The sequence below is a fragment of the Microbacterium aerolatum genome (genome assembly GCF_007988825.1).
Lineage (GTDB): Bacteria > Actinomycetota > Actinomycetes > Actinomycetales > Microbacteriaceae > Microbacterium > Microbacterium aerolatum.
In genome coordinates this window covers 1-23,534 of the sequence record NZ_BJUW01000017.1, presented here as the reverse complement: position 1 = coordinate 23,534, position 23,534 = coordinate 1, and the positions used below count along the sequence as shown (strand labels likewise).

General features: G+C 67.8%; 23 protein-coding genes and 1 tRNA gene. 7 read left to right on the top strand and 17 right to left on the bottom strand.

Going from position 1 to position 23,534, the window contains the following annotated elements; translation table 11 throughout:
- Positions 1-7 precede the first annotated feature (7 nt).
- The 3 genes from MAE01_RS14300 to MAE01_RS14290 are packed head-to-tail and all read right to left on the bottom strand — an operon-like array spanning position 8 to position 3,042.
- Complete coding sequence (locus MAE01_RS14300) at positions 8-865, bottom strand: hypothetical protein (RefSeq protein ID WP_147040508.1); 858 nt, start codon at positions 863-865, stop codon at positions 8-10.
- A gap of 15 nt (positions 866-880) precedes the next feature.
- The gene (gene trhO, locus MAE01_RS14295; protein WP_147040506.1) at positions 881-1,777 is read right to left on the bottom strand and encodes an oxygen-dependent tRNA uridine(34) hydroxylase TrhO; all 897 of its coding nucleotides are present in this window, start codon (positions 1,775-1,777) and stop codon (positions 881-883) included.
- 23 nt (positions 1,778-1,800) lie between these two features.
- Positions 1,801-3,042 carry an LCP family protein gene (locus tag MAE01_RS14290; RefSeq protein ID WP_147040504.1) on the bottom strand — a complete coding sequence of 414 codons (1,242 nt, stop codon included), beginning with the start codon at positions 3,040-3,042 and terminating at the stop codon, positions 1,801-1,803.
- Positions 3,043-3,130: 88 nt separating this feature from the next.
- Between MAE01_RS14290 and MAE01_RS14285 the strand changes: the two genes are divergently transcribed.
- Positions 3,131-3,218: transfer RNA gene (locus tag MAE01_RS14285), tRNA-Ser, on the top strand.
- Between the two features lie 49 nt (positions 3,219-3,267).
- Here the strand turns inward: MAE01_RS14285 and MAE01_RS14280 are convergent.
- The 7 genes from MAE01_RS14280 to MAE01_RS14250 form a co-directional block, all read right to left on the bottom strand.
- On the bottom strand, positions 3,268-3,864 hold the full coding sequence (locus tag MAE01_RS14280; RefSeq protein WP_186806255.1) for a GNAT family N-acetyltransferase: 597 nt from the start codon (positions 3,862-3,864) through the stop codon (positions 3,268-3,270).
- A gap of 38 nt (positions 3,865-3,902) precedes the next feature.
- On the bottom strand, positions 3,903-4,547 hold the full coding sequence (locus MAE01_RS14275; protein WP_147040500.1) for a phosphatase PAP2 family protein: 645 nt from the start codon (positions 4,545-4,547) through the stop codon (positions 3,903-3,905).
- A 43-nt stretch (positions 4,548-4,590) separates the two neighbouring features.
- Positions 4,591-5,745, bottom strand: a complete 1,155-nt coding sequence (locus MAE01_RS14270) for a cystathionine gamma-synthase (RefSeq protein WP_147040499.1) — start codon at positions 5,743-5,745, stop codon at positions 4,591-4,593.
- 73 nt (positions 5,746-5,818) lie between these two features.
- A complete protein-coding gene (locus MAE01_RS14265; protein WP_147040497.1) occupies positions 5,819-7,201 on the bottom strand; it encodes a cystathionine beta-synthase in 1,383 nt (460 codons plus the stop codon).
- Positions 7,202-7,254: 53 nt separating this feature from the next.
- Entirely contained in the window at positions 7,255-8,235 is a 981-nt protein-coding gene (locus tag MAE01_RS14260; protein ID WP_147040495.1) for a carbohydrate ABC transporter permease, read from the bottom strand.
- Positions 8,232-9,371, bottom strand: a complete 1,140-nt coding sequence (locus tag MAE01_RS14255) for a carbohydrate ABC transporter permease (protein WP_147040493.1) — start codon at positions 9,369-9,371, stop codon at positions 8,232-8,234. The genes MAE01_RS14260 and MAE01_RS14255 overlap by 4 nt, the downstream gene beginning before the upstream one ends.
- A gap of 108 nt (positions 9,372-9,479) precedes the next feature.
- Complete coding sequence (locus MAE01_RS14250) at positions 9,480-10,805, bottom strand: ABC transporter substrate-binding protein (RefSeq protein WP_147040491.1); 1,326 nt, start codon at positions 10,803-10,805, stop codon at positions 9,480-9,482.
- Between the two features lie 265 nt (positions 10,806-11,070).
- On the opposite strand from MAE01_RS14250, the gene MAE01_RS14245 reads away from it, so the two are divergent.
- Positions 11,071-12,075, top strand: coding sequence for a LacI family DNA-binding transcriptional regulator (locus tag MAE01_RS14245; RefSeq protein ID WP_147040490.1), 1,005 nt, complete (start codon positions 11,071-11,073; stop codon positions 12,073-12,075).
- 67 nt (positions 12,076-12,142) lie between these two features.
- Here MAE01_RS14245 and rplL read toward each other — a convergent pair whose 3' ends face one another.
- The 3 genes from rplL to MAE01_RS14230 all read right to left on the bottom strand — a co-directional run bounded on the left by rplL (position 12,143) and on the right by MAE01_RS14230 (position 15,120).
- Positions 12,143-12,523 (bottom strand): 50S ribosomal protein L7/L12, encoded by a 381-nt coding sequence (gene rplL / locus MAE01_RS14240; protein ID WP_147040488.1) that lies wholly within the window; start codon positions 12,521-12,523, stop codon positions 12,143-12,145.
- 49 nt (positions 12,524-12,572) lie between these two features.
- Positions 12,573-13,058 carry a 50S ribosomal protein L10 gene (rplJ, locus tag MAE01_RS14235; protein ID WP_147040486.1) on the bottom strand — a complete coding sequence of 162 codons (486 nt, stop codon included), beginning with the start codon at positions 13,056-13,058 and terminating at the stop codon, positions 12,573-12,575.
- Positions 13,059-13,311: 253 nt separating this feature from the next.
- A complete protein-coding gene (locus MAE01_RS14230) occupies positions 13,312-15,120 on the bottom strand; it encodes a glycoside hydrolase family 15 protein (RefSeq protein ID WP_147040484.1) in 1,809 nt (602 codons plus the stop codon).
- A gap of 56 nt (positions 15,121-15,176) precedes the next feature.
- Here MAE01_RS14230 and MAE01_RS14225 point away from each other — a divergent pair, with 56 nt between their 5' ends.
- From MAE01_RS14225 to MAE01_RS14210, 4 genes are all read left to right on the top strand, one after another.
- On the top strand, positions 15,177-16,541 hold the full coding sequence (locus MAE01_RS14225; protein WP_147040482.1) for a glucose-6-phosphate dehydrogenase: 1,365 nt from the start codon (positions 15,177-15,179) through the stop codon (positions 16,539-16,541).
- Positions 16,542-16,606: 65 nt separating this feature from the next.
- The gene (locus tag MAE01_RS14220) at positions 16,607-17,284 is read left to right on the top strand and encodes a YqaJ viral recombinase family protein (protein ID WP_147040480.1); all 678 of its coding nucleotides are present in this window, start codon (positions 16,607-16,609) and stop codon (positions 17,282-17,284) included.
- Positions 17,285-17,425: 141 nt separating this feature from the next.
- On the top strand, positions 17,426-19,102 hold the full coding sequence (locus tag MAE01_RS14215; RefSeq protein ID WP_147040478.1) for an MDR family MFS transporter: 1,677 nt from the start codon (positions 17,426-17,428) through the stop codon (positions 19,100-19,102).
- On the top strand, positions 19,083-19,586 hold the full coding sequence (locus tag MAE01_RS14210) for a MarR family winged helix-turn-helix transcriptional regulator (protein ID WP_147040477.1): 504 nt from the start codon (positions 19,083-19,085) through the stop codon (positions 19,584-19,586). The genes MAE01_RS14215 and MAE01_RS14210 overlap by 20 nt, the downstream gene beginning before the upstream one ends.
- A gap of 7 nt (positions 19,587-19,593) precedes the next feature.
- Here the strand turns inward: MAE01_RS14210 and MAE01_RS14205 are convergent, their stop codons facing one another.
- A complete protein-coding gene (locus MAE01_RS14205) occupies positions 19,594-20,481 on the bottom strand; it encodes a LysR family transcriptional regulator ArgP (RefSeq protein WP_147040475.1) in 888 nt (295 codons plus the stop codon).
- A 69-nt stretch (positions 20,482-20,550) separates the two neighbouring features.
- Between MAE01_RS14205 and MAE01_RS14200 the strand changes: the two genes are divergently transcribed.
- Complete coding sequence (locus MAE01_RS14200) at positions 20,551-21,177, top strand: LysE/ArgO family amino acid transporter (RefSeq protein WP_147040473.1); 627 nt, start codon at positions 20,551-20,553, stop codon at positions 21,175-21,177.
- Between the two features lie 34 nt (positions 21,178-21,211).
- Here the strand turns inward: MAE01_RS14200 and MAE01_RS14195 are convergent, their stop codons facing one another.
- Genes MAE01_RS14195 through MAE01_RS14185 form a run of 3 tightly spaced genes read right to left on the bottom strand, consistent with a single transcriptional unit; the run spans position 21,212 to position 23,488 of the window.
- Entirely contained in the window at positions 21,212-22,027 is an 816-nt protein-coding gene (locus MAE01_RS14195; RefSeq protein ID WP_147040471.1) for an amino acid ABC transporter ATP-binding protein, read from the bottom strand.
- Positions 22,014-22,676 carry an amino acid ABC transporter permease gene (locus tag MAE01_RS14190; protein ID WP_147040469.1) on the bottom strand — a complete coding sequence of 221 codons (663 nt, stop codon included), beginning with the start codon at positions 22,674-22,676 and terminating at the stop codon, positions 22,014-22,016. The genes MAE01_RS14195 and MAE01_RS14190 overlap by 14 nt, the downstream gene beginning before the upstream one ends.
- A 2-nt stretch (positions 22,677-22,678) precedes the next feature.
- Positions 22,679-23,488, bottom strand: a complete 810-nt coding sequence (locus MAE01_RS14185; protein ID WP_147040468.1) for an amino acid ABC transporter substrate-binding protein — start codon at positions 23,486-23,488, stop codon at positions 22,679-22,681.
- Positions 23,489-23,534 lie beyond the last annotated feature (46 nt).

The following is a 23,534-nucleotide window of genomic DNA, read 5'->3' as shown; positions in this document are numbered from 1 at the left end:
CCGACGCTCAGCCCGCCGGCACGCCTCCGAAGGTCCCGCCGAGGTAGGTCGTACCGTATTCGCCGAGAGAGCCGAGGACGTACTCGAGCGCGTACCCGTCCACGTCGGCCGTGGCCAGACGCGGGTCGCTGAGACGCGCATCCAGCTCGGCTGCTTGCGCAGGCGACAGCCCGGAGACATAGAAGGTCGGGTACTGAGGTTCGCTCTCCATGGCTTCCAGCAGCACCTCGGCGGCGGGATAGTCGCGGGCGATGCCGATGATCTCGAGGATCGCCGAGTCCGCCGTGCGCGTCGGGACGTGGACGATGCGCAGGTGCTCGTCGAGGGACTGCAACGTGTACGTTCCGCCGGCCTCGAACAGCGGCATGGCGGACAGGCGCGTGAACACGTCCTCGAACGCGTCGAGCGTCTCGACAGTGACGTGCGGCCAGCCCTGCGCGAAGATGCCGACCGCACCGGGAACAGCCGCCGCCGCGAGCGTGCCCGACAGCGCGACCTCGAACTGCTCCGGTTCGGCTGGGCGCACCGTGAGCTCCCACTTCGGCGGCGCCGAGACCTCCGGGTCGAGAACGCGCGGGTCGCTGGACTCGCCGCGAAGGACGATCTCACTGCTCGTCTCCTCGTCATCCGTGTCGTACAGCCGGTGCGCGAACTCTGTCACCCGCTCGTCCGCGGCATCACCTGGTACCACGACGATCGTCGTGCCGCCGCCGCTCTCGCACGTCAGGACCAGCGGCTCTGCGCACAGCTCCTCGATCGATGAAGGAGCAGAGTCGATGCTGGCCGGCACTCCGCACGAGACGAGAAGCATGCCCACGCCGGCAAGGCCGGTCAGACCGGCGACCAGGCGCGGGGTGAGTCTCACGCGATCATCCAACCATCACGCGGCGGCCGCTGCGTGCTCATCGCAGGCGATGGCATCGCACGCGTCGCAGACGACGAACTGGCGACGGCACGAGGCGTCGGGGCAGTTCGCGGTGCGGTTCGTCGGCACACCGCACGCGGCGCACTCCCCCACGACGACGGTGTGGTCGCTGAAGTCGACCGAACCGCGCTTGTCGAACACATACAGCGATCCCTCCCACAGTCCATCGTCGCCGTACTTCTCGCCGTAGCGGACGATGCCGCCGTCGAGCTGGTACACCTCACCGAAGCCGCGCGCGACCATCAGGCTCGAGAGCACCTCGCAGCGGATGCCACCGGTGCAGTATGTGACGACCGGCTTGCCTTTGAGGTCGTCGTAGGCGCCGGAGTCGAGAAGCTGCACGAAGTCGCGCGTCGTCTCGGTGTCGGGAACGACGGCATCCTTGAACCGGCCGATCTCGGCCTCGAGAGCGTTGCGGCCGTCGAAGAAGACGATGTCCTCGCGCGACTCGACGAGCTCGTGCAGCGCCTCCGGACTGAGACGGATGCCGCCCCCGACGACGCCGTTCTCGTCGACTTGGAGCTCACCGGGGGCGCCGAACGAGACGATCTCGTCGCGTACCTTCACGCTGAGCTTCGGGAAGTCCAGGCTGCGGGCGTCGGCATCCAGGCCGGTGCCCTCGCTCCACTTGATGTCCGCCTCCTTGAACGCCGCGTACGACCGGAACGATCTGGCCCATTTCTTCAGCACCGGGAGGTCGCCGCCGAGTGTGCCGTTGATGCCGTCCTTCGAGATGATCAGGCGGCCGCGCAGACCGAGTGCCTCACCCAGATCGCGCTGCCACATCCGGATCGCCTCGGGGTCGGCGAGAGGCGCGAAGGCGTAGAACAGGACGATCTTGGGGGTGCTCACCCTGCGATTTTAGGCGAGCCGGCTCAACGCACCCGTCCGGTCGCGCATCCCTCGTCATCGCCGGTGGTCCCGGTGACGTCGCTGGGCAGGGTCACAGTGCCCTCCCCCGGCGTCGGCGTCGCCGGCGCGGTCGTCTCCGGTGCGGGAGCTTCTGATTCGGGAGCCTCCGGCACGGGCGCCTCAGTCGTCGCGTCCCCCTCCGGGGTGAGGGTCAGCGGTTCGTTCGCCTCCAGCGCGTCGAACAGCGTTGTTGCGGCATCCGTGAGCGGTTCGAGGCGGTTGGCGTCGACCTGAGAGGTCACGGCCGGGTACTGCACGAACACGTAGTCGCTGACCGGGATGTCCTTGAGCGCAAGCCCCATCCGCACCAGGATGCCGGGATCGGTGAGACTCGTGCTGGGGTCGACCGCCGACACGATGGTCCGCGCCAGCGGCAGCATGACCATGGGATCGGTCAGCACCTTGTCGCTGGTGATCTTGCGGACCAGGCTCGACATGTACAGCTGCTGGTTGCCGATGCGGGCGGTGTCGCTGCCGTCCTCGGTCGAGTAGCGGGCGCGCAGGAACGCAAGCGCTTCCGCTCCCTTCAGCTGATGCGTGCCGGCGGGCAGGTCGATGCCGGAATCGGCATCCTTCATCGGCGTGGCGAGGCAGACCGGGACCCCGCCGATCGCGTTGGTGACGTCGATGACGCCGCCCCAGTTGATGGATGCGGCGTACCCGACGTCGACGCCGGTGAGCTCTTCGACCGTCTGCACCGAGCAGGCCAGCCCGCCGGCGCTGAACGCGGAGTTGATCATCTGCCCGTACATCTCAGGTGTCTCGTTGCCGTCGGCGTCCGTGCAGGACGGGATGTCGACCAGAAGATCTCGCGGGAAGCTGACGACGGTCACGCGGCGGGGCGGCTCCGAGATGTGCACCAGCATGAGGACGTCGCTGCGGACGCCGTCCTCGGCATCCGTGCAGCGGTCGCCGAACAGGTCGGCGTACTCGGGCTCGCAGTTGTCGGTGCCCGCGATGACGATGTTCGCGCTGCCCTCGAGCTCGGTGAACTCGGGCGGAGCCTCCGTCTCGCTCTGCAGTTCGACGGCATCTTCGCTGTAGATGGCGCTGAGATCGAGGAACAGCCAGACCGCGACGCCGATGATGGCGACGAGAACGGTGCCGAGGCCGATCGCGAGCCAGCCGAGCACTCGCCCGGCGCGGGATCGCGGCCGCTCGTGGCCGTGCCTGGCGCGCACGCTCGACGATGTGTCCCGATTCATGTGGTCAGCCTAGCTGCGGGATATCGTCGTCAGCTGGCAGCGGCACGGGCGGTGCGCGCGATCGGATAGACTGTTCAGGTTGTTCCCTGGTGACGTGTCCGAGCGGCCGAAGGAGCACGCTTGGAAAGCGTGTGTTGTGCAAGCAACCGCGGGTTCGAATCCCGCCGTCACCGCCAGATGACTGAAGGCCTCGCGAAAGCGGGGCCTTCAGTCGTTCCCGGCGGCTTACAACCGGATGCCGAAGGCCAGCGAGCCCGGTTCGGTCGGCAGCTGCTGCATCCCGAGCCGCTCGTAGAACTTGGCGGCGCCGATGTTCGCCGGGTCCATACCGAGGTGCAGGCCCCGCACCCCGCGGCTGCGCAGTTCGGCCAGGAGCGTGTCGATGAGCCGCCGCCCCAGCCCCTGCCCCTGCGTCTCGGGCAGCAGGTCGATGTGCAGGTGCGCGGGGTACTCCGCCGTGTTGGGCTCGCGCCCCGGTTCCCGCGCGTACGCGTACTCGACGATCTTCTCCTCGCGCGTCTGCGGCGTGACCGGGCGAGGGAACCGATCGGCGAATCGAGGCCACCATTCGTCCCGGAACCACTGCTCGAAGGCATCCGTGTCATCGGTGGCGACGATGTAACCGACGACCCGGCCGTCGCCCGCCTCGACCACCCAGGCCAGATCCGGATGCCGTTCGACATACGGCACCGCGAAGATGAGCCCCCAGAGGTCGTCCTCGGCGAACAGCCCCGTGGCATCCTGGCCGGCATCGGCCGTCTTGACGCACACCTCGAACATCGCCGGTCGGTCCTCGACACGGTACGGGCGGATGGCGATCACTGCACACTCCTCATCTGGGGTCGGCTCATCTGGCCCAGTCATCTCATGCCGATGTCGTCGGCGGTCCGTGGCGAATCGCTTCTCGGCGATCGCGCCCAGTCGAGCAGCAGTCCGCCCACCACGAGCGTCACGCCTGCTCCGATCAGCATCCCGCCGACGGTGTCGCTCAGCCAGTGAGCCGACAGCACGGTGCGGGAGAACGCCATGCAGACCATCCACAGCCCGGCCACCAGCCACACCCACAGGCGCGGGAAGAGCATCACCGCGAGCACGGCGAAGGTCGCGGCGTTCGCGGTATGGCCGCTCGGGAACGAACCGAAGTCCGAGTCGACGAGGATCTCCTCGGGCCGTGTTCTGCCGAACAGCGATTTCAGAAGCTGCACCACGAGCACGCTCGCCAGAAGCGAGACCGCCACGAAGACCGCGGCTCGCCATCGGCGGGCGATCAGGAGCGCGGCGACGGCGACGAGGCCGACGATCGTCGCGATCCTGCTGCCGCCGACACGGTCGAGCGTCGATCCGAATCCCACGAGGAACGGCGACCGAACGCCGTCCATCAGCGAGTTCCACCAGGTGTCGACCGCCGACGGAATGTCGGGGCCGGCCGCGGTCAGCGCCGCGCCGAGAGCCATGGCGGCCAGGATCGCGCCGATCCCCCACCACAGCAGCACCGGACGCGTCATCCGGCTATTGTGCCCGATCCGCGCTCCGGGCGCGGCAACACGGTCAGCGTGTGGAGCGGTCCAGCCCCTGCTGGAGGTCGGCGAGCAGGTCGGCGACGTCTTCGATCCCGACCGACAGGCGCACGACGTTCTCGGGGACGGCGAGCTCCGTGCCGCGCACCGAGGCGTGCGTCATGTCCGGCGGGTACCCGATCAGCGACTCCACTCCGCCGAGCGACTCGGCGAGCTGGAAGAGCTCGGTCGACTCGGCGAACGCGCGGGCCGCGTCGGGGCCCGCCGCGAGTCCGAGCGACAGCATCCCGCCGAACCCGCTCATCTGGCGGGCGGCGACCTCATGCCCTGCGTGCGAGTCGAGCCCCGGGTAGTACACCGTCTCGAACTCGGGACGCGCATCGGCCCACTCAGCAATCGCCTGCGCGTTCGCGCTGTGCTGCCGCATCCGCACGGCGAGGGTCTTGATGCCGCGGGTGGTGAGCCAGCCGTCCAGCGGGGCCGAGACCGCGCCGACGGCGAACTGCTGGAACTTCACCTGGTCGAAGAACCGGTCATCGGCGAAGATCACCGCTCCCCCGAGGACATCCGAATGCCCGCCGAGGTACTTCGTCGTGGAATGCACGACGAAGTCGGCTCCGAGCGCGATCGGATTCTGCAGCGCAGGCGATGCGAACGTGTTGTCGACGACGACGACGATGCCTGCGGCGTGTGCGAGTTCGACGGTCTTCGCGATGTCGACGATCTTCAGCAGCGGGTTGCTGGGCGTCTCGACCCAGATGATCTTGGTCTCGGGGCGCAGCGCGGCGCGGACGGCATCCGCATCGCCGAGCTCCACCGTCGTCGTCTCCACACCCCAGGCCGCGTGCACCTTCGTCAGCAGGCGATAGGTGCCGCCGTACACGTCGTTGCCGAGCAGGACGTGGTCGCCGGGCTTGAGGATGCCGCGCAGCAGCGCGTCCTCTGCGGCCAGACCCGACGAGAACGAGAGCGCGCCGACGCCGCCCTCGAGTGCCGCCAGCTGCGTCTCGAGCGAATTGCGCGTGGGGTTGCCAGCGCGGTTGTACTCGTAGCCGGAGCGGAAGCCGCCGATGCCGTCCTGCACGTGCGTGGAGGCCTGGTAGATCGGCGGGATGATCGCTCCGGTGAGCGGATCGGGATCCTGACCTGCGTGGATGGCGCGGGTGGCGAAGGCGTGATCGGACATGTCTTCAGCCTACGTCGGGCGCCGATCCCATGCGCCCGCGTTACGCCGCGCGACGACGCCCGCCTAGGACCGCTCAGTGCGCGAGGTAGGCGATGAGGTCCTGCCGGGTGAGCACCGTGTGCGGCCGGCCGTCGACCGTGACCAGCAGCGCGTCTGCCTCTGCGAGCGCGCTGCGCGCCTGATCGACCGGTGCATGGATGCCGATGAGCGGCAGCCCTTCGCCGACGTGAGTGCCGACGGCATCCGTGGGCTTGGCCGCGTTGCGGAACAGCAGATCCAGTAGGCCGCGCTCGTCGACGGTGCCGATGACCTCACCCATCATCACCGGCGGTTCTGCGCTGAGCACGACGAGCTGCGAGACGGCGAACTCGGTCATCATGTTGATCGCGTCCAGCACGGTGTCGCTGGGGTGCGCGTGGACGAGATCGGGGATCGCGCCCTGCGCCTGCCGTGCGGACTTGCGCGCCGTCAGCACATCCGCGACGGTCTCCCCCGCCTCGACCTCGCTGAACCCGTAGGAGCGCATCCAGGAGTCGTTGAAGATCTTGGACAGGTAGCCGCGACCGCCGTCGGGCAGCAGCACCACCATGACGGCATCCGCCGGCAGGGTCTTCGCCACTCGCAGCGCTCCGGCCACCGCCATGCCGCTGGATCCGCCGACGAGGATGCCTTCCTCGCGCGCCAGGCGACGGGTCATCGCGAAGGACTCGGCGTCGTCGACCGCGACGATCTCGTGCGGGACGGCGGGGTCGTAGGTGCCGGGCCAGATGTCCTCTCCGACGCCCTCGACGAGATAGGGACGCCCGGTTCCGCCGGAGTAGACGCTGCCCTCCGGGTCGATGCCGACGATCCGCACCCGGTCGTCGGAGACCTCGCGCAGGAATCGTCCGGTGCCGGTGATCGTGCCGCCGGTGCCGACGCCGGCGACGAAGTGCGTCACCTTCCCGTCGGTGTCGCGCCAGATCTCCGGCCCGGTCGTCTCGTAGTGGCTGCGCGGCCCGTTCTGGTTCTCGTACTGGTTCGGCTTGAACGCACCAGGGATCTCACGCGCGAGCCGGTCGCTGACGCTGTAGTACGACTCGGGGCTGTCGGCGGGCACAGAGGTCGGGGTCATGACGATCTCTGCGCCGTAGGCGCGCAGCACGTCGATCTTGTCCTCGCCGACCTTGTCGGGCAGCACGAACACGCACTTGTAGCCGCGCTGCTGGGCGACCAGCGCGAGTCCCACGCCGGTGTTGCCGCTGGTGGGCTCGACGATGGTGCCGCCCGGCTTCAGTTCCCCTGACGCCTCAGCTGCATCGATGATGCGCGTCGCGATGCGGTCCTTCGCCGAGCCGCCCGGGTTGAGGTATTCGAGCTTGACCAGCACCGTGCACTCCACGCCCTCTGTGACGTGCTGCAGCTTCACGAGAGGGGTGTTGCCGACGAGGTCGACGATGTGCTCGGCGTAGTCCATGGTTCCAGGGTACGGTCAGCGGGCGCCGCGTTACAGCGACGCCCGCAGCACCGCTACCCCTTCGTCGACCCCGCCAGCAGGCCCCGCACGAAGTACCTCTGCAGGGCGAAGAACACGATCAGCGGCACGATGATCGCCACGAACGCGCCGGCGGTGAGCAGATGCCAGTCATTGCCGCGTGTTCCGGTGATCTCGGCCAGCAGTTTGGTGATCGGGGCCGCCCCGCCGTCGGCGAACACCAGCGCCACGAGCAGGTCGTTCCACACCCACAGGAACTGGAAGATCGCGACCGACGCGATAGCGGGCGTCGTCAGCGGCAGCACGATGCGGAAGAAGATCTGTCCGCGCGACGCGCCGTCGACGCGCGCTGCCTCGATGATCTCGCCCGGGATCTGGGACATGAAGTTGTGCAGCAGGTAGATCGTCAGCGGCAGCGCGAACATCGTGTGCGCGAACCACACCTGCGCGTAGCCGCCGGATGCGCCGAGCGGCAGCGTGATCTGCAGACCGAACAGGCTCAGTCCTCGCGAGAACGTGCTCAGCAACGGCACGAGCGCCATCTGAATCGGCACGATCTGCAGCGAGAAGATCAGGATGAACAGGAAGTTGCGTCCCTTGAAGTCGATCCACGCGAACGCGTACGCCGCCATCGACGCGATCATCAGCGGAATCAGCGTCCCTGGGATCGTGATGGCGATCGAGTTCACGAACGACTCGAGCATCGTCAGCTGGGTCGTACCTGCTGCCAGCACGTCGACGTAGTTCTCGCCGGTCACCTGCGGGTTCAGGAAGAACTCCCACCATCCGCTGGTGAGGATCTGATCGCGTGGACGGAACGACGAGATGAACAGTCCCAGCGTCGGGATCGTCCACAGCACCGCGATGACGATGGATGCGACCGACGCCCAGGGACGGGACAGCCGCTTTCGCGCGCGACGGGAGGACGCTTCCAGCTTCCCGCCGGTCGTGATCGCGCGTGTGCTCTGCGAGATCGGATTCCGGGTTTCGGTCCCTGAGCCGGTCGAAGGGTTCATCGGATCTCCCGCTGCTGCTGGATCTGGCGTGCGTTGTAGACGACGATCGGAATCACGAGGATGAACAGGATCACGGCGAGCGCGGCGCTGCGTCCTGCCTCGAACTTGGAGAACTGCGTGTACATCTCGTTGGCGAGCACGCTGGTCTCGTAGTTTCCTGCGGTCATGGTGCGGACGATGTCGAAGACCTTCAGCGAGGCGATCGAGATCGTGGTCAGAACGACGATCAGTGCCGGGCGGATGGACGGGACCGTGACGGACTTGAACCGCTCCCAGGCATTCGCGCCGTCGAGCTCTGCGGCCTCGAGCAGTTCCGTCGGCACGCCCTTGATGGATGCCGACAGGATCACCATCGCGAAACCGGTCTGCACCCAGATGAGCACGACGATGAGGAAGAGCGTGTTCCAGGGCGGGTTGAGCAGGAACTGCTGCGGTTCGCCGCCGAACCAGACGATGATCTGATTGAGCAGACCGATCTGGTCGTACTGCGGTCCGCGGTATTCGTACATGAACCGCCAGATGATTCCCGCGCCGACGAACGAGATCGCCATCGGCATGAACACGAGCACCTTGTAGATCTTCTCGCCCCGGGTGCGGTCGATGAACACGGCGTACGCGAGGCCGACGATCGTCGAGACCGTCGGCACGATGAGCACCCACACGATCGTGTTGATGACCACGCGGACGCCGTCGGGCTGACCGAAGATCCAGAGGTAGTTGTCGATGCCGACGAACGTCTTGCCGGAGGAGTTCAGGAACGAGGCGACGAAGGTCTGCAGCGAAGGCAGGATCAGTCCGATGAGAAGAAGCAGGAAAGCAGGCGCCAGGAAGGCGACGAGTTGGATCAGGTATCCCTTGCCGGCCCTGGACCGGTAGTCGAGCAGGAAGAAGATCGCGCCCACCACCACGGCGACCCCGATGGCCCAGTAATAGGAGCGGAAGAACCACATCACCGCGAGCGGGATGAGCAGGCACATCGCCAGACGCGCGACGGTGTACCAGGCACCCGTTCGCGGAGCGATGTCGACGAGGAACAGGATGAGCACCACCACGACGGCGAAGGCGATGACGACGGCCACCCCCTGCACCACCGGAGGCAGAGTCCCGATCCACTGGAAGAAATCGATCGCAGTCACAGAGTCCCCTTTGCGAGATCATCGACGGTCCGTGCACCGTTGCGCGGACCAGAGCGGGTGGACCGCTGCGGAGCCGATCGACTCCGCAGCGGCTCACCCGGAGGCGGATCAGCCGGCCGGCCAGCCCGTCTCGATCTGCTCGAGGACCTCGTCGGTACCGGAGCCGTTGACCCAGGCCACCATGCCCTTCCAGAACGTGCCCGCACCGACGGCGCCCGGCATCAGGTCGCTGGCGTCGAAGCGGAACGTGGTGTCGGGGTCCTGCAGGATCTTGATCGTCTCCTGAAGGATCGGGTCCTGGGCGTTGGCCGGGTCGAGGCCGTTGTTCGCCGAGGTGACGCCGCCGAGGCTCACGCGGCTGTTGGCCCACTCCGGGCTCGACAGGTACGCGAGCACCTGCTGCGTCGCCGCGGATTCGCTGAACGCGCCGACGATCTCGCCTGCGCCGGTGACGGCGCTGTCATCAGCGCTCTCGCCGGGGAGCATGAACGCCCACACGTCGCCGTCCTCGGCGATGTTCGTCCCCTCGGGGAAGAAGCCCGAGAGGAACGACGCCTGGTGCGTCAGTGCGCAGTCGCCGCTCGCGAGCGCCGGCGCGACGTCTCCGAACGCCGTCGAGTTGATCGAGCGGACGTCACCGAAACCGGCGTTCACGTTCTCCGGGGTCAGCAGGATCTCGCCGACCGAGTCGAACGCCGACTTGATCTGCGGGTCGGTGAACGGCACCTCGTTGGTGACCCACTGGTCGTAGACGTCGGGCCCGGCCTGGCGCAGCACGTAGTCCTCGATCCAGTCCGTGCCCGGCCATCCGGTCGCAGTGCCGGACTCGAAGCCCGCGCACCAGGCGGGGGCACCGGTCGCACCCTGGATCGTCTCGGTGAGAGCTGCCATGTCGTCGAGCGTCTCGGGGACCTCGACGCCCCACTCCGCGAACTTCGCCGGGGAGTACCAGATCCAGCCCTTGACGTTGGCCATCAGCGGCGCCCCGTAGAAGGTGCCGTCGTAGGTGCCGTAGTTCACCCAGTCCTCGGTCCAGTACTCGTTGGCGTTCTTCTCGACCTCTTCGGGCGCCGGCTTGAGGAAGTCACGGGCCGCGAAGTCGGCGAACAGACCGGGCTGCGGGAAGATCGCGATGTCCGGCGGGTTGCCGCCCTGCGCACGGGTGCCGAGCTGAGTCTCGAAGTCCTGACTGCCCTCGTACTTGATCTCGATGCCGGTCTCCTCTTCGAAGTCCGCCCACGACTCCTGCAGGAGCTCGGCCTCGCTGTCGACGATGGTGCCGTAGATCGTGACGGTCTCGCCGGAGACGTCCTCGCCCCCCGCGTCGCCGCCCCCTTCGGGTGCGCCAGGGGCGCCGCATCCTGCCAGGGCGATGCCCGCGGCCCCCAGCAGGGCGAGCGGTGCAAGGCGCCGGTAACGCTGTGACTGTGCCATGTGATTTCTCCTCTTCGAGTTCACGTCCCCAGAGCGTCGCTACCCGAAGGTCAACGGATCGGGAACCGCTTCCAGGCCCAACATACTGGGCGGCAGTGCCCGGCACAATAAGAAGAGATCACAAGCTGGCAACCTTTGGCGCGAACTCAGGACCGTGAATGGGAGCGCTCCCGTCCGTGTTGGCTGGAACCGGTTCCCTTCCGGCGTCCGCGCGACTACGCTGTGCACGGACGCACTGGCGCGCCGGTCATCGAGGAGGATGCGCATGAGCACCATCGCGGACGTCGCCGCACGCGCCGGCGTCTCGAAGGCGACGGCCAGTCGGGCCCTGAGCGGTCGCGGCTACGTCTCCGACGACACCCGCGACCGGGTCGAGACGGCCGCGCGCGCACTGTCGTACGTCGCGCATTCCTCCGCCACCAGCCTGGCGACCGGCCGTACCCAGACGATCGGGGTGATCGTCCCCAGCGTCGGGCGGTGGTTCTTCTCCGAGCTGCTCACCGGCGCCCAGGAGACGCTGCTCGAGAACGGATACGATCTCGCGCTGTTCGGCGTACCGGAACGTTCGACTGCTCGCAGGCAGGTGCTCGACGATGTCCTCCCTCGGCGGCGGTTCGACGGCGTCATAGTCGTCGGGATCGAGCCGGACTCGCCCGAGATGGCCCAACTGCTGCGCCTGGGGCGTCCGGTGGTGAGCGTCGGGCCGCACACCGCGCGGATGAACGCCGTATCGATCGACGACGCCGCGGCCGCCCGCATCGCGACGGAGCACCTCATCGATCTGGGCCACACCGAGATCGCGTTCATCGGCGGGGCGACGGAGGCGGATGCGCTGACCCTAGGCGACGCGCGCAGGCTCAAGGGCTTCCGATCGGCGATGGATGCCGCGGGGCTCGACGGCCGGTCCAGTGTGGCGCCTGCGGCGGGCACCATGCCGAGCGGATACGAGGCCGCCGTCGACCTCCTGGGCAACCGGCGCACCAGGCCGACCGGGGTGGTCGGGGTCTGCGATGAAGTGGCGATCGGGACGATCATCGCCGCACGCAGACTCGGCATCGCCGTGCCGACCGAACTGAGCGTGGTCGGCATCGACGATCACCAGCACGCCGAGATGTTCTCGCTGACGACCATCCGGCAGCAGCCGCGCGAGCAGGGCAGAGCCGCCGTCCGGTTGCTGCTGCGTCAGCTGGACGACCCGGATGCTCCGGTCGAGGACGTGGTCGCGGCATCCGCCCTCGTCGTGCGCAGCTCGTCGGCCGCACCCCGCTGAACACACTCCGCAGACAGCACGAAGGCCCCGGAGCGAACCCCGAGGCCTTCGTGACAGTGCAGCGTGATTACTTGAGGGTAACCGTGGCGCCGGCAGCCTCGAGGGACTCCTTGGCCTTCTCCGCGGTCTCCTTGTTGGCGCCCTCAAGGACAGCCTTCGGAGCGCCGTCGACGACAGCCTTGGCCTCGCCGAGGCCCAGCGAGGTGAGCTCGCGGACGGCCTTGATGACCTGGATCTTCTTGTCGCCAGCAGCCTCGAGGATAACGTCGAAGGAGTCCTTCTCCTCAACCTCTTCAGCGGCACCTGCGCCACCGGCGCCGGCAACGGCGACGGGTGCAGCAGCGGTGACGTCGAACTTCTCCTCGAACGCCTTCACGAACTCGCTGAGCTCGACGAGGGTCAGGTCTGCAAACTGCTCGAGCAGCTGCTCAGTGGTGAGCTTCGCCATGATGTATCTCCTAGATTGATGGGGTTTGTGGAACGAGATCGTCGGTCGCTTACGCGGCCGCGGTCTCCAGCTTTTCGCGAAGTGCGTCGATGGTCGCGGCAGCCTTGCCCATCGTCGCCTTCATCATGCCCGCAGCCTTCGCCAGCAGAACCTCACGGCTCTCGAGCGAGGCGTACTTGTTGACCTCGTCGGCGGTGAGGGCATTGCCCTCGAAAACGCCGCCCTTGATCACGAGAAGCGGGTTGGCCTTGGCGAAGTCACGAAGAGCCTTCGCAGTGGCGACGAAGTCGCCATGCACGAATGCGACAGCAGACGGACCCTTGAGGTCGTCATCCAGCGCAGAGATCCCGGCCTTGTTGGCAGCGATCTTGGTCAGCGTGTTCTTCACCACGGCGTACTCAGCGTCCTGACGGATGCTGTTGCGCAGCTCCTTGAGCTGGGCAACCGTCAGACCGCGGTACTCGGTCAGCAGGACGGCGTTCGAGTTCTCGAATGACTTCGTGAGCTCGGCAACCGATGCATCCTTCTGCGCCATGGTCACTCCTTGGTGGGTACGAGATGCCTCACGTGCGTGGGACACCGACCTGGACCGCCCGCAAACAAAAACGCTCCGGCGCAAGCGACGGAGCGTGGAAACCAGTTTCCTGGAGAACGTTCATGTCCCTGCGCGGGCCCCTGCATTGCAGTGCTTCAATCGCCTCGCGCTTTCGCGCATGACGATGACCAGCGGTCTTCGGTTACGACAACTGTACCTCACCGCTCGCGCCCCCCAAAATCCGCGCGCTCGGTCAGCGGGAGGCGACCCCGCCGCGTCGGTGGGCGGCGCGACCGGAGTGGCCGCCGAGTGCGTCCGCGGCGCGCACCAGAGTCAGGTGCGAGAACGCCTGCGGCGTGTTGCCCGCCTGTCGCGCGCCACCGACGTCGTACTCCTCCGACAGCAGACCGAGGTCGTTCACGAGCCCGACCAGACGATCCATCAGCGCCCGCGCATCGTCGAGGCGGCCGCTGGCGGCGTACTGCTCAACGAGCCAGAAGCTGCACGCGAGGAAGGGATGCTCCCCGCCCTCGAGCCCGTCGACGCCGGAGGAGGTGCGATATCGCATCAGCAGCCCGTCGCGCATGAGCGTCTGCTCCATCTGCTCGACCGTGCGCAGCATCCGCGGGTCGTCCGCCGCGCAATACCCCACCTGCGGAAGGGTGAGCAGCGACGCGTCCACCTCATCCGTCTCGTAATGCTGCACGAAGTAGCCGTCACGGTGCACGCCCCGCTCGTCGATCTCGGCGTGCAGCCGGTCGCGCATCTGCTCCCAGCGATCCGCGTCGCCCGTGAGACCGTGCTCGCGCACGGCTCGCACGCCGCGGTCCAGGGCCGCCCACATCATCACCCTGGAGTGCGTGAACCATCGCACCGGGCCACGGATCTCCCAGATGCCGTTGTCCTGCCGGTCGATGTCGGCGACGACCCGGTCGATCAGAGCGCGCTGCAGCGGCCACGAGAAGGCCGATTCCTCAAGGCCCGCGATCCGCGCCGCTTCCAGCGCGACGAGCACCTCGCCCAGCACGTCGCCCTGATACTGCGCAACGGCTCCGTTGCCCACCCGCACCGGTGCCGCGCCGTCGTAGCCGGGCAGGCTCGTCACGACCCGTTCGGCGAGGTCCCGCTCGCCGGCGATGCCGTACATGATCTGCACCTCGGCGGGTTCGCCGGCGACCGCGCGCAGCAGCCATCGCCGCCAGTGGTGGGCTTCGGCGAGGAATCCGTGCGCGATGAGCGACTCCAGCGTGAGTGCCGCGTCCCGCAACCAGACGTAGCGGTAGTCCCAGTTCCGGGAGCCGCCGAACTCCTCCGGCAGTGACGTGGTGGGCGCGGCGACGATGCCGCCGGTGTCGCGATCGGTCAGCGCGCGCAGGACCAGCAGCGAGCGCACGACGGCATCCCGATACGGCCCGTCGTGCTCGATGGGGCTCGCCCACCCCTGCCACCACGCCCTCGTCCGCGCGATCGCGTCCTCGACGTCCAACGGCGCGGGCTCGGTCTCGTGCGACGCGTGCCAGGTGAGGACGAGCTCGCGATGCTCGCCGGCGGCGACCGTGAAATCGGCTGTGTGCGCGTGATCGGATGCGGCGAGCGCGACCCCACGGACGACGACGGCCTCGGGTCCGGCGATCGCGCTGAGCGCCGGTGCCTGATCCGAGCCCACCTGCCGCACCCACGGCAGCGCACGCGCATAGTCGAAGTGCATGCGCAGCTCGGTGGTGAACGCGACGTTCCCTGACACGCCGATCACGCGGCGGACGAGATCCGTGCGGTCCTCGGTCATCGGCAGGAACTCCTGCACCTCGGCGACGCCGTCCTCACTCTCCCAGCGGGTGATGAGAATGAAGGTGTCCGGCAGGTACCGTCGCGTCGCGGTCGCCGATGCATCGCGCGGGCGGAGGGTCCAGCATCCATGGCTCGGATCCCCCAGCAGCGCGCCGAAGACCGACGGCGCGTCGAAGCGCGGCAGACAGAGCCAGTCGATGCTCCCCTCGCTCGACACCAGCGCCGCGGTGCGGCAGTCGCTGAGAAGTGCGTAATCCTCGATGGGAGCAGGCATCGCCCGATTCTTCCACGGCCCTGGCCAGGATGCACGTGTCGCGTTACGGTGAGCGAATGGATGCTGCGACCACACTCGTCATCTTCGGAGCGACCGGCGACCTGGCCTCGCGACTCCTCCTCCCCGCGCTCGGCCAACTGCTCGCCTCGGAGCCCGATCGGCGCGTCAACCTGATCGGCGCCGGCACCGAGGACTGGTCCGACGCCGCACTGAAGAAGGTCGTCCGAACCGCGTTCGCCGCCTCGGATGCCGAGGCCGCCGCCGATCGCGTCGACATCTCTTACCAGCAGACCGACATCACGAAGGCAGCGGATCTGAAGCGCCTGCTGAAGGGCCTGAAGGGACAGGTCGCACTGTATTTCGCCGTGCCGCCCGCGGTCACGGCTGCGGCGTGCGAGGCGCTGACCCCGGAGATGCTGCCGGAGGGCGTGATGCTCGCGATGGAGAAGCCGTTCGGCACTGATGAGGAGGGCGCACGCGAGCTGAACGCGCGCATCGCCGCGCTGGTGCCCGAGCAGCAGGTGTTCCGCGTGGATCACTTCCTCGGCAAGTCGACGACCCTGAACCTCCTGGGCGCCCGTTTCGCGAACCGCCTGCTCGAGCCGAACTGGTCGGCCGAGAGCATCGACTCCGTGACGATCGTGTACGACGAGAAGCTGGGACTGGAGGGAAGGGCCGGCTACTACGACCACGCCGGAGCGCTGGTCGACATGATCCAGAGCCACCTGCTTCAGGTGCTCGCGGTCGTGGCGATGGAACAGCCCGCCACGCTCGACCAGGCCGACTTCCGCGAGGCGACCTCTGCGGTGCTGCGCGCCACCAGGATCTGGGACGATGACCCCGCCGCGTCGTCGCGGCGAGCGCGGTACACGGCGGGCAGTGTCGACGGTGTTGAGAAGCCGTCGTACATCGACGAACCGGGCGTCGACCCCGCGCGGAACACCGAGACGCTCGCCGAGGCCACCTTCGAGGTGCGCAATGCCCGCTGGGCGGGCGTGCCGTTCACGCTCCGATCGGGCAAGGCACTTGGCAACCCTGGTCGGGAAGTCGTCGTGCACTTCAAAGCGGTGCGGCACGTGCCGGTGGGACTGCGCGGCTCGGCCGCAGGTGCCGTGCTCCGGCTGTCGCTCGGTCCGGATCAGATCTCCCTCGAGCTCAACCTCAACGGCGCGGACGACCCGTTCGTGCTCGAACGCGCGACGCTCTCCGCGGACCTCGGCCCCGGCGAGCTGCTGGCCTACGCGGAGGTGCTCTCCGGCATCCTCGACGCTGATCCGATGCTCTCCGTCCGCGGCGACGCGGCGGAGCAGTGCTGGCGGATCCTGGAGCCGGTGCTCGCCGCGTGGGCGGGCGACGAGGTGCCACTCGAGGAGTATGCGGCCGGATCGCGCGGCCCCGAGCACTGGCCGTATCGTCGCTGAATCGCAACCGCTCCGGATCGGCGCGGCCGACAGCGGAGGTCGGCGGCGCGGGGTAGCCTCGAACGGTGACCCCGGAACTTCAGGCTCGAATCGTCGCGGACTCCCGTGACCGGGTCGCCTGGCTCCGGGCACGGGCCAGAGGCATCACAGCGACCGACGTCGCCGGCCTCTCCGGAGAGAAGTCGATCACCCGCGCGGCCGACGCCAAGCTCGGCGGAGGCGCACGCTTCGGCGGCAACGCGTACACCGATCACGGCCGCAGGCGCGAGCCGGAGATCGCGGCGTGGGTTGCGGCGACGCACGGCATCCGCCCATCCTCGGCGCTCTTCCGCGCCGAGGCCGAGCACCGCCATCTCGCGACGCCCGATGGCATCGTGCAGGATGCCGGCGGCCGCATCCTCCTCGCCGAGATCAAGACCACGAACAAGAACTGGCGCACGATCCCCCGCACCTACCTGCGGCAGGTCTGGTGGCAGCAGCATGTGCTCGGCGCCGAGCGCACCCTGTTCGCCTGGGAGGAGCACGACGACTTCCGTCCCGTCGACGATGAGCCCCGCTGCGTGTGGATCGATCGCGACGACCGCGAGATCGGCCAGCTCGTCGGGCTCGCCACCCGCCTGATCGACGAGCTCTATCACCGCACCACCGGCAACCCTCCGCCGAGCGCGCAGGCTGTCGTGGCATCCCGCCGCGAGGCACTCCGCGAACGCGATGCGTTCCGGGCGCTCGCACTCGCCGACTGAGCTCCCGCGCCCGGCGGTCGCGCGGGCGCCGTCTCTTCCGATAGTTGCCAAACATCAACATCGCGCGTATCGTTGACTTTTTTCAACTTGTTCACGCCAGCGCTGTCGTGCTTTCTCTGTCCTCCGACATGAAAGGTGCGCATGAGCGCTCATTCCCCATCGACTGCCACGACGACGACCCGGATGTCGCATCGTCAGGTCCTTCAGGCACTCTCCGGCCTGATGCTCGCGATGTTCTGCTCGATGGTCTCGACGACCGTCGTCGGAACCTCGCTGCCGATCATCGTCCCCGAGCTCGGCGGATCTCAGACGTCCTACACATGGGTCGTCACGATGACCCTGCTCACCACGGCGATCTCGACCCCGATCTGGGGCAAACTCGCCGACCTCGTGAACCGCAAGAACCTCATGATCCTCGCGCTGACGATCTTCATTCTCGCCAGCGCCGGGGCCGGGCTGTCGCAGAACACCGAGATGCTCATCATGTTCCGCGGGTTCCAGGGGCTCGGCGGCGGCGGGCTCGCCGCTCTCAGCCAGGTCCTGATGGCCGACATCCTCTCGCCGCGCGAGCGCGGCAAGTACATGGGACTGTTCGCCGGCGTCATGGCGGTCGCCACGGTGGGCGGTCCGCTGCTCGGTGGCGTCCTGACCGACAGCGTCGGCTGGCGCTGGAACTTCTACGTCGGCGTGCCCCTGGGCATCATCGCGATCGTCGTCCTGATCCGCACTCTGCGCATCGAGCAGATCAAGGCGGCGAAGGTCCGCATCGACTACCTCGGCATCGTGCTGCTCTCGGTGGCATCCGGCTTCCTGCTGGTCTGGGTCTCGAACGTCGCGACCTACGGCTGGCTCAGCTGGGAGACGCTCTACATGGTCGGCACGGCCGTGATCGCCACGGGGCTGTTCATCGTCGTCGAACTGAAGGTGGCCGAGCCGCTCATCCCGCTCACGCTGTTCCGCAACCGCACCTTCACGCTCTCCGTCCTCGCGTCGATCTCAATCGGCGTCGCCATGTTCGGCACCTCGGTGTACCTCGCGCAGTACATGCAGATCTCGCGCGGGTACGGTCCGACCGAGGCCGGCCTGCTCACCATTCCGATGGCCGCGGGCATGCTGATCGCCTCGACCGTGATCGGTCAGCTCGTGACTCGCACGGGCAAGTGGAAGAGCTACCTCGTCATCGGCGCCGTCCTCATGATCGCCGGCACCTCGTTGCTGTCGACCCTGCACTACGACACCTCCCTCTGGCTCGTGGGGCTGTACATGTTCCTGCTCGGCGCGGGCACCGGCATGACCATGCAGAACCTCGTCCTCGTCGTGCAGAACACCACCAGCCCTCAGGAAGTCGGCGTGGCGAGCTCGGGCGTCAACTTCTTCCGCACGGTCGGCGGCACCACCGGCGTCGCCGTGATGGGCTCCGTCCTGGCCGCCAGCATGACGCAGCAGCTGTCGGATCGTGCCGCTGAGGTGGGCGCCGCAATCGCAGCGCTGGGCGAGAAGGGCAAGGCCATCGCCGCTCAGCTCGCCTCCGGTTCGCTGCCGACCACGCGTGACATGCCCGAATCGATCCGCATCATCATCGAGGATGCCTCGGCGCAGGCGATCTCGCACGCGTTCCTCATCGGCGTCCCGCTGGCGGTGCTCAGCCTGATCGCGATCGTGTTCCTGCCGAACATCCCACTGCTCCGTCAGAACAACGTGGAGCGGGTGCGGGAGCAGCGGCGCGAGAACGAGTTCGCCGTGGCGACCGCGGAGACCGGATCGATTCCGGTGCATGTGGCCGAGCCGGAGCAGACCGATGGCGGCCGCCGGAAGTGACGCATCGGTCTCGGGGACGGAAGCGTCCGTCCCCGAGACCGATGAGGAGCGCATCGCCGCGGTGACCGCGCTCGAATCGGAGTTCGGCGAGCTCATCACGCACTTCCGACGCACCGTGATGGCAAACGCCACGCGGTTGAGCCCTGGGATGCTGCCCGGCGCCTACAAGACGTTCACCACGATCGTGCGCTACGGGACGTGCACCGCCTCGACACTCGCCGAAGTGCTGCAGATGGACAAGGGGCAGCTCAGCCGCACGATTCGCGAGCTCGAGGACCTGGGCCTGATCCAGAGAACTCCGGACGCCGCGGATCGGCGTTCCATCGTGATCTCCCCCACCGATGAGGGACTGGCGCGTCTCGCTGCTGCCCGACGTCCGCAGGAGGGCGCCGTGCTCCGTGCGCTCAGTCCGTGGCCGGTGGAGGACATCCACTCGCTCACAGAACTGCTGCACAGGCTGACCAGCGCCGCGCGCGACGCCTGACGCGCGCTCAGGGGAGGACGCGTCGGGCTTCGTCCGCCACCTCGGCGGCGATCGCGTCGAGCAGCGTGGAGCGCAGGTTCCACTGCTGCCAATAGAGCGGGACGCGTACGGGGTCTCCGCCGAGCGGGACGACAACACCGGATGCCATGGCTTCGGTCAGTTGCGATCGGGGCAAGAGCCCCCATCCGAGCCCCAGCGAAACCGCCTGAGCGAAATCGTGTGATGCGGGCACGTAGTGGCGCGGGATGCCGTGCGCGTCGACGCCGCGATCGGCGAGCCACTGGTGCTGCAGGCCGTCGCGCCGGTCGAAGTCGACGAACGGTGCGCGACGGAGAGCCTCGGGGCCCACGCCGTCACCGAACCAGCGCCGCGCGAAGTCGGGAGTGGCAACCGCCTCGTACGTGAGCACGCCCAGCGCCGAGACCGTGCACCCTGTCACAGGAGCGGACTCCGAGGTGACCGCGGCCATTACCTCGCCGGATTCCAGCAACCGTGCTGTGAAGTCCTGGTCGTCGCGGTGCAGGTCGAAGTCGATGTCGTGCGCGGCGCTGAGCCGTGCGAGCGGTGCGAGGAACCAGGTGGCCATCGAATCGGCGTTCACCGCCAGAGGCACGCTCGCCCGCCGTCCCGGCTCGTCGATTCCGAGCTCTGCGAGCGCCTCGTGCTCGAGCAGTGCGATCTGGCGCGCCATCCGCACCACTGCCTCGCCGGAGGCGGTGACGGTCGCAGGGCGGCCGCGCACCACGAGCACGCGGCCGAGCTGCTGCTCGAGCGTCTTGAGCCGCTGGCTGACGGCGGACGGCGTTATCCTGAGCGCTCGCGCCGCGGCCTCCAGGCTGCCGCCATCGACGATCGCCGCGACGGTGGATGCGAGCTCCGGGGCGATGGATGCCATGAAGCGATGCTAATGCACCGTAAGCATCGTGCGCTGGTGCTTATGATGACTGCCTCGTAATTTCGAAGGGTGCTCTCGTTCCTCGCCGGCCTCGGCCTCGGCCTCTCGCTCATCATCGCCATCGGCGCTCAGAACGCGTATGTGCTGCGTCAGGGCATCCGACGCGAGCACGTTCTCGCCGTGGTCGCGATCTGCGCGGCATCCGATGCGGTGCTGATCCTCGCCGGCGTCGCCGGTCTCGGGTTCCTCGTCGAGCGGATGCCGTGGCTCGTCGTCGTCGCGCAGTGGCTCGGGGCTGCGTTCCTGCTGGTGTACGGAATGGGCGCTGCGCGCAGGGCACTGCGCTCCACGGATCTCGGCCTCACGGGCGAGGCCCCTCCCGCCGCCCGCTCAGGAGGACGGCTGGCGGCCGTCGTGCTGACGACTCTCGCGCTGACATGGCTGAATCCGCATGTCTATCTCGACACAGTGCTGATGCTCGGCTCGATCGCCGCAACGCACGGCGATGCCAGGTGGATCTTCGCCGCGGGCGCGGTCGTCGCCAGCATCCTCTGGTTCAGCGTGCTGGGCTACGGGGCACGCCATCTCGGGCGCTGGCTCGACACGCCCACGGCCTGGCGCATCCTCGACGGGGTGATCGCCGTGATCATGATCGGTCTGGCAGTGAGCCTGGTGGTGCAGGCGATCAGCGCCTGAACGCGCCGGATCAGTCGTCGTCACCGGGCTCGAATCAGTCGTCGTCACCGGGCTCGGTGTCGAGCGGTCGCATGATCCTGGCGAGGAAGCGCTTTGTGCGCTCGTGTGCGGGCGCCGTGAACAGTTGCTCGGGCGGCCCCTCCTCCACGACGACTCCGCCGTCGAGGAACAGCACATGGTCGGCTGCCTCACGCGCGAACGCGAGCTCGTGCGTGACGACGACCATCGTCCAGCCCTCGTCGGCGAGTTCCTTGATCACGAGCAGCACTTCGCCGACGAGTTCGGGATCGAGGGCGCTGGTGGGCTCGTCGAACAGGAGCAGGTCAGGGCGGAGCGCGAGGGCGCGCACGATGCCGACGCGCTGCTGCTGCCCGCCGGAGAGCTCGTGCGGGTAGGCGTCCTCCTTCTCGGCCAGCCCCACTCGCGCGAGCAACTTCCGCGCGGAATCCACCGCTTCGTCCTTGTTTCGACGCTGGACCCGCCAGGGGCCCTCGATCACGTTCTGCAGGACCGTGAAGTGCGGGAAGAGATTGTGGTGCTGGAACACCATCGCCGAGCGGTCGCGCAACGCGAAGCGCGTGCTCTTGCCCGGAGGTGTGGCGAAGTCGATGGCCGGCCCGCCCTGAATCGCGAGCGTTCCGGCGTCGGGTGTCTCGAGGCCGTTGAGCGAGCGGAGCACCGTCGTCTTGCCGGAGCCGCTGGGACCGATCAGCACGACGACCTCACCGCGATGCACGGTGAGGTCCAGCCCCTTCAGAACCTCGTTGGTACCGAAGCTCTTGTGGAGATCGCGCGCAACGAGGAGAGGAGGCTGCGCGTCGTCGATCGAGGGGCGGTCAGCGGGCGACATTGCGATCGAGCCTCTTCTCGAGCAGGTTCTGGCCGGCGGACAGCACGAGGCAGAACACCCAGTAGACCAGCGCCGCGGTGAGATACACGGCCATGAACTTGTAGTTGAAGGCGGCGATCTGCTGCGCGACGCGGAACAGCTCGGTCACCAGGATGAGCGAGGTGAGCGAGGTGTCCTTCACCAGAGAGATGAACGTGTTGGACAGCGGAGGCACCGAGACGCGGGCGGCCTGGGGCAGGATGACGCGGGCAAGAGTGCGGGAGCGTCCCATGCCGACGGTGTAGGCGGCCTCCCACTGCCCCTTGGGGACCGACAGGATCGCTGCGCGGATGATCTCAGCCGCGTAGCCGCCGACGTTGAGCGACAGCGCGATGATCGCGCTCGGCCAGGGGTCGACGAGCACGCCGATCGACGGGAGTCCGTAGAAGATCACGAACAGCTGCACCAGCAGCGGGGTGCCTCGGATGATCGAGATGTAGACGCGAGCGATGCCGGAGAGCAGCCGGTGTTCGGAGATGCGCATGAGCGCCACTCCGAGTGCGAGGGCAAGGCCCAGCGCGAAGGAGATGAGGGCGAGCGGGATCGTTCCGATCAATCCGGCCAGGGCGATGGGCCCGACCGAACTGAGGAACACATCCCACAGGTCCATGGCTACTCGGTGACGTCGGCGCCGAAGTACTTCTCGCTGATCTCCGCGAGCGTGCCGTCCTCGCGCAGTTCGGCGAGGGCGCCGTCGATCGCGTCGATGAGCTCCTGCTTGTCCTTGGTGAATGCGAAGGCCGAGAGCCCGGCCTCATCCGTCTCGGCCGCGATCTTCAGGCCGGTGTCGCCCTCGGTCTCCTCGTAGTCGAGGAAGGTGAGCTTGTCGTTGACCGTCGCATCCACGCGTCCCTGCTTGAGCAGCGAGACGGCCTGCGCCCAGCCTTCGACGTTCTCGACCTTGGCGCCGCTCGCGGTCGCCAGCTCGTACCAGTTGCTGGTGAGCGACTGTGCGGTGGTCTTGCCTGCGAGGTCGTCGAAGGACGTGATGGAGTCGTCGTCTGCGTTCACGACGATGACGCCGGGCGAGACCGTGTACGGCTCGCTGAACAGATAGTTCGCCTCACGCTCGTCGTTGATGGTGACCTGGTTCGCGATCAGGTCGAAGCGTCCGGCGTCGAGGCCGGCGAAGATAGCGTCCCACTGGGTCTCTTCGAACTTGATGTCGAGGTCGAGCTTTTCGGCGACGGCCTCGATGATCTCGACGTCGAAGCCGACGAGCGCGCCGGCGCCGTCGCCCTCGTGGAAGCTGAAGGGACGGTAGGTGCCCTCGGTCGCCACCGTCAGGGTGCCGTCGGTCATGAGACCGTACTGGCCGCCTGCCGCGTCGCCCGTGTCGCCGGAGTCGCTGCTCGCGCTGCAGGCGGTGAGTGCCAGTGCCGCGACGGCGAGGGCTGCTACGGCGGTGACGCGACGTGACATGTGTGGCCTTCCTGGAGGGGCTGTGAAACTGGATGTTAACGCAAAA